7 protein-coding genes are annotated in these 5,481 nt (G+C 60.6%); 4 read left to right on the top strand and 3 right to left on the bottom strand.

The genetic code is table 11. The features are described 5' to 3' along the window. The first annotated feature begins 253 nt into the window (after nucleotides 1-253). Genes K675_RS0116360 through K675_RS0116355 form a run of 3 tightly spaced genes read left to right on the top strand, consistent with a single transcriptional unit; the run spans nucleotide 254 to nucleotide 2,478 of the window. Nucleotides 254-610, top strand: coding sequence for a DUF6124 family protein (locus K675_RS0116360; RefSeq protein ID WP_020481060.1), 357 nt, complete (start codon nucleotides 254-256; stop codon nucleotides 608-610). A 23-nt stretch (nucleotides 611-633) separates the two neighbouring features. Then, complete coding sequence (locus K675_RS33035) at nucleotides 634-870, top strand: hypothetical protein (RefSeq protein WP_157383948.1); 237 nt, start codon at nucleotides 634-636, stop codon at nucleotides 868-870. Between the two features lie 21 nt (nucleotides 871-891). Beyond that, complete coding sequence (locus tag K675_RS0116355; RefSeq protein WP_026145254.1) at nucleotides 892-2,478, top strand: methyl-accepting chemotaxis protein; 1,587 nt, start codon at nucleotides 892-894, stop codon at nucleotides 2,476-2,478. 17 nt (nucleotides 2,479-2,495) lie between these two features. Here K675_RS0116355 and K675_RS0116350 read toward each other — a convergent pair whose 3' ends face one another. From K675_RS0116350 to K675_RS0116340, 3 genes are all read right to left on the bottom strand, one after another. After that, on the bottom strand, nucleotides 2,496-2,951 hold the full coding sequence (locus tag K675_RS0116350; RefSeq protein ID WP_017904578.1) for a methyltransferase family protein: 456 nt from the start codon (nucleotides 2,949-2,951) through the stop codon (nucleotides 2,496-2,498). A gap of 188 nt (nucleotides 2,952-3,139) precedes the next feature. After that, nucleotides 3,140-3,706, bottom strand: coding sequence for a DUF6630 family protein (locus K675_RS0116345; RefSeq protein ID WP_026145253.1), 567 nt, complete (start codon nucleotides 3,704-3,706; stop codon nucleotides 3,140-3,142). 100 nt (nucleotides 3,707-3,806) lie between these two features. Further along, nucleotides 3,807-4,601 (bottom strand): AraC family transcriptional regulator, encoded by a 795-nt coding sequence (locus tag K675_RS0116340; RefSeq protein WP_037006613.1) that lies wholly within the window; start codon nucleotides 4,599-4,601, stop codon nucleotides 3,807-3,809. 88 nt (nucleotides 4,602-4,689) lie between these two features. Between K675_RS0116340 and K675_RS0116335 the strand changes: the two genes are divergently transcribed. Continuing rightward, nucleotides 4,690-5,481, top strand: a 792-nt coding sequence (locus tag K675_RS0116335; protein ID WP_017904575.1) for an MFS transporter, incomplete at its 3' end; no start/stop codon positions are given.

Raw genomic sequence — 5,481 nt, 5'->3', positions numbered from 1 at the left:
CTGAGCCCCACCGTTTAGTTGGTGGGGTTTATGGATCGGTTACGTTCATATCGGTGCGTCACGCGCCCTCAAACAAGCCTTTTCGACGGGTGCTCCTGCCCTCTTCGATTCAAGCTTGATGGTGGCCGTGCGCGGGAGACTTTCGAGTCTGCCGGGGTCCGATATGCCCGGTCTTGCACACCTGCGTACGGCTGCCACCCTCATTCGTGTGCAAGCGAACGGTGACAGCTCCACTTCATATCGGAGTTCGATCATGTTCAAAGCTACCCCCAATCCGCCGGCTACACCTCGTGCCGGAATCCTCGATCCTCGTCTGGTTGACCAGGCGCTGGCCCACTATGACTTGGGACCAGGTGTGGTACCGGAACCAGCGCCCGCCTCCACCACAGCCGCCGCACCTCCAAACCAACCACCCAGTTCCTTGGCTCACGAAGACACCCTGCTCGACCTCCACTCAATCCTGCAATCAGCCGCCGCTACGGCCTATGAGAACGCCGACAACCAGACCGGCCCGAACCGTAAGGTCGCGATGGGGGTGGTGCACCTGATTGAACTGGCACAGTTGAGAATGGGCCTGCTGGAGCAGCAGGTGGTAGCCGCCAGCCGTTGAACGTGCCACGATCGATAGCGGCTATGACGAAGCCGCTATCGACCCAAAACAGCCGACAAGATCCCGGAGCATTGACGTGGGCCGTCACGCAACCCACTGAATGTTCAGATCTTTTTTGCTCGCAGACGCAAGAAAAAACACTCGCGGATGGAACCGTTATTTTCGAGTGGTGTCATTTTGATATCATGAAGGGCGGTATCCTCTCGGTTGCCGTCGTTCATGTGGTGGCGCGCGGCGTTCGCGCCATCCTCACACATTGACACTGAACGGCGGAAATCTAGATGGCGGGAGCAATCACACGTGGGTTGGGTAATATCAGTGTCCGGGCAAAACTGACCCTAGGCTTTGCGATCGTGCTGGTGTTGACGGTACTGATCGCGCTCACCGGCTGGCAGGGGCTGGCCTCGCTCAGTGAGCGGGGTGACAAGCTGATCTCGATTTCCATCCTGAACGAGAAGGCTCGAGACATGCGCATCGCGCGGCTGTTGTACGCCCTCAAACCCGACAGCGAGCACGCGGCGGCTGTGATCAAGGCCATCGACGGGGTGGACCGGCATGTCGATGAGGTCAAGGCGCAACTGGAAACCCCAGAGAGCTTGCGCTGGGTGGCCCAGGCCGACCGTGCCCTGGACCAGTACCGCGCGCATTTCAATGACTTCACCCAGGCCATCGGCGCGACAGGCAGTGGCGAGAAGGCGCGTCAGGTCGAGGACTCCCTGAACGCCGATATCGCCTCCCTGCTGGAGGCCAGTAAGCAGTTGTCCGCCGGCCAGACCGCCAAGCGCGATCATGATGTGAACCAGGCCAATGGTTGGCTGGCCGGTGCTTCAGCGGCGGCCCTGCTCCTGGGCGTGCTCGCCGCCTGGTTCATCACCCGCCTGATCGTCGATCCACTGATGCTGACGGTGCAGGCCTCCCAGCGTGTGGCCAATGGTGACTTGAGCCAGGATCTGGAGGTGACTCGTCGTGACGAGCTGGGCCAACTGCAGGACAGCATGCAGCGCATGACGATCAGCCTGCGCGAGGTGATTGGTGGCATTCGTGACGGTGTCACCCAGATCGCCAGCGCCGCCGAAGAACTGTCGGCCGTCACCGAGCAGACCAGTGCCGGGGTCAACAGCCAGAAGGTGGAGACCGACCAGGTGGCGACCGCCATGAACGAAATGGCCGCCACCGTGCAGGAGGTGGCGCGCAATGCGGAGCAGGCTTCCCAGGTGGCGCTGACTGCCAGCGAAGATGCCCGCAACAGTGATGAGGTGGTGGGACAGGCCCTGTCGCAGATCGAGCGCCTGGCCACGGAGGTGGAGCACTCCACCGAGGCCATGACCGAGCTCAAGCGCGAGAGCGACAAGATCGGCACGGTCCTGGACGTGATCAAGTCGGTGGCCGAGCAGACCAACCTGCTGGCGCTGAACGCGGCCATCGAAGCCGCTCGTGCGGGCGAGGCCGGGCGTGGGTTTGCCGTGGTGGCCGATGAAGTGCGTAGCCTGGCCCAGCGCACGCAGGCCTCCACCCAGGAGATCGAAAGCCTGATCGACGGCTTGCAGGGCGTCACCGCCCAGGTAGCGACGACCCTGGACAACAGCCGTGCCTTGACCGACAGCAGTGTCGAGCTGAGCCGGCGCGCCGGCACGTCCTTGCTGAACATCACCCGCTCGGTGGCTTCCATCGAGTCGATGAACCAGCAGATCGCCGCGGCCGCCGAGCAGCAGGCGGCCGTGGCCGAAGAGATCAACCGCAGCGTGTTGAACGTGCGTGACATCTCCGAGCAGACCTCGGCCGCGAGCGACGAAACGGCCGCCTCCAGCATCGACCTGGCGCGCCTGGGTGTTCACCTGCAAGGGCTGGTCGGTCAGTTCAAGCTCTGAGGGAGACCGTTCCCCTTCTAGAGCCAACGCCTGACCTGGCTGCAGTATTGGGTGAAGTCGCTTCCGAAAAGGCTGGCAAGGGCTCGCTCCTCCGGCCCGATCTGGAAGCGGTTCATGTAGACCACGAAGCCCGGCACGCCCAGGAGTGCGGGCGGCCAGGCGAGGAAGATCGACCAGGCGACCAGGATGATGGCGAAGCCCAGGTACATGGGGTTGCGGGTGTATTGGAAGACGCCGGAACTGACCAGGGCAGAAGCGGTTTGCGGCTTCAGCGGGTTGACCGTGGTCCGCGCGCGGCGGAATGAAAATACGCCCGCCAGACAAATAGCCACACCGGCCAGCAACACGATCAGCGCCAGGCCGATACGCCACTCGATGGCCAGCTCCAGGGAACCCGGTAGGAACCGGGCAGCGAGCCACGCCAGCAGGCCGAACAAGGTTGCCACCAGCGGCGGAGGAATACGATTGTCCATGATGCATGCCTGGTAGAGATGAACATCCTACGAGAATGAGGGCTCTAGCCACTTCAGGGTCAAGCCCCATGAGCACGGTGAAGCCCAAGGCAGGCGCCCTCTCTCACCTGTTCACACCGTCCGCCTTTGGCCGTCAGCCGCCCGTGGTGAAGGGCCGCTTCGGGTCGAAAGCGGCCTGCAACCTTGCCTCAAAAGGGATCGAGCCGCGCGTCGATCCCCGCCTGCCTGGCCAGCGCCATCAGGTTTTCGACGCTGTCTTGCTCAACGATGCAACCCACGTAATCGTCGCCGCCCGCATCCACATGCAGAAAGCGCTTTCCGAAACGGGTCAGCCATTGATCGAAATCGACCAGCACCTGAACCATTGTGGGCGCCTCTTCCCGCGTGTAGGCATAGGCCTGTTCAATACCGCTGGCTTCAACCAGTTTCGGCGCCAGGTACTCGAAATCGTCGAAACCGCGCGCGTCCACGGCCATGAGAACCAGATGATCGGGTAACTGGCCTTTCTCAGTGTCCAAAAGACCACTGACCAGTGCAGTGGCCGGATCCTCGCCCAAGTTGTAATAGCGCGATACCTTCTTGATGAGACGCGCGCGTTCTTTTTCAGGCAGGCGTGCCAGCAAGGCATGAGTGAACGTTTTCAGCTGCGCACCGAATGGATAAAGCTCACGCATTATCGCCGCGTCGCTCAACTGTGGTTCATCGGGTGGGGGTTGTGTGAAGCGGCCGCTGAACAATCGATCGAATAAACCCATCGCCGTTTATCTTCCCTGGTGAGTGAAGTAGCTGTGGCGAAGCTTAACCCGGCGGGTTGAGGGCGGCGAATGGGGTTCGGGTCGATCAATACGCAGAGCACTAGCGCAGAGAGGAAAAGTACTGTGTAGGCGGTTTCCCCAAGGCTTTCTTGAACATCGTGATAAAGGCGTTCACAGAGTCATAGCCCAGAATGCCCGCCACACGCTGCACCGATACCCCCTCCGCTAAATGGCTCAATGCGATCATCAAATGCAGTTGCTGGCGCCAGCGTCCGAAGCTCAGCCCGGTCGTGCCTTCCACAAGTCTGGCCAGCGTTCGTTCACTGGTTGCAAGCCGAGTGGCCCACTCACGCAACGTGGTTCGGTCGCCTGGATCTGCGAAGAGCGTATCCGCGATCTGCTTGATCTTGGGGTGGTTTGATATCGGCAAATACAGCTCTTTCAGCGGTGCATCGGAAAGCTGCTCAAGCAGCACGGCGACCAGCCGCGCGGTCTTGCCCTCGGAATGGTAACCCGGTTCTTGTTCAGCGAGATGCAGGATCATCTCCCGAACCAGGGGCGTAATAGCGACCGTGCAGCAGGCTTCAGGCATGACTGCTGCGCCGGGCTCAACGAACAGAAAGCAAGTACGGGCGTTTTTGGTCACGCGGCAACTGTGCGGCGTACTGCCGGGGATCCATACCGCGTGTTGGGGAGGAACAAGCCACAGTGCGTTCCGCACCTCACAGCTCACCGCACCGTGCAAAGACAGGATCAGTTGGCCTTTACGGTGATCATGGGAGCGGACGCCCGAATCATTGGGGTCAGGCGCAACCTTGAGGGCAATCGCCGCTTGAGAGAAGAGATCTGAATCGAAATCTTCCGGCGAGGAAATGACGTTTTTTGAGCTTGGCATAATTTAGATATCAGCTGTCTTGATATCTATATTAGATAATTCTGAAGCGCTCTACAGTGGTCTTCTTTTCAGAGGACAGCTACAGAATATGTCAGACACAAAAAACAAGTGGCATGCCATCGCGCTCATCGCAGGCATTCTGCTTATTGCCGTAAACCTGCGCGTTCCCTTTACCAGCATCGCGCCCGTTTTGCCGCTCCTCCAGAATGATTTTGACTTGAGCGCCTCAGCTCTGGGCCTGCTTACCTCACTTCCCCTGCTGGCTTTTGCCGCCTTTTCCCCGCTCAGCGCATCGGTCGCCCGCAGGTTCGGTATCGAGCGCACGCTTTTCGGTGCACTACTGGTCATTTCAGCGGGCATCTTGCTCCGCTCCGCAGGCAGCGCCTGGCCTCTTTACGCCGGTACGGTGCTGATAGGCACCGGGATCGCCCTTGGCAACGTGCTGCTGCCCGGCCTGATCAAGCGCGACTTCTCAACGAAAATGGCATCCATGACCGGTGCGTACTCCATCACGATGGGCGCAGCGGGCGCGGTCGGTTCAGCAGTGATCATTCCCCTGAGCCAGTCATGGGGATGGTCGATTGCCCTCAGTTTGTTGGTCGCGGCCCCGTTGTTGGCGCTGGTTGTATGGCTGCCGCAGTTGAAAAAACACGAGCACGTGAATCTGTCCGGCCCGAAACAAGCGGCAACCGTGGCCGTCTGGCGTTCGCCGCTTGCATGGCAGGTCACACTGTTCATGGGACTCAACGCGATGCCCTTTTATGTCGCCGTAGGCTGGCTGCCGACCATTCTGATGGACCATGGCATATCCCCCGAGCAGGCAGGAGCAGTACACGGCACGCTACAGCTGACCACGGCCATCCCCGGCCTGATTCTGGCG

Source organism: Pseudomonas fuscovaginae SE-1, from assembly GCF_000364705.1.
Taxonomy (GTDB): domain Bacteria; phylum Pseudomonadota; class Gammaproteobacteria; order Pseudomonadales; family Pseudomonadaceae; genus Aquipseudomonas; species Aquipseudomonas fuscovaginae_A.
The sequence above is the reverse complement of the archived record's forward strand: the minus strand, read 5'-3'. Positions and strand labels throughout refer to the sequence as shown.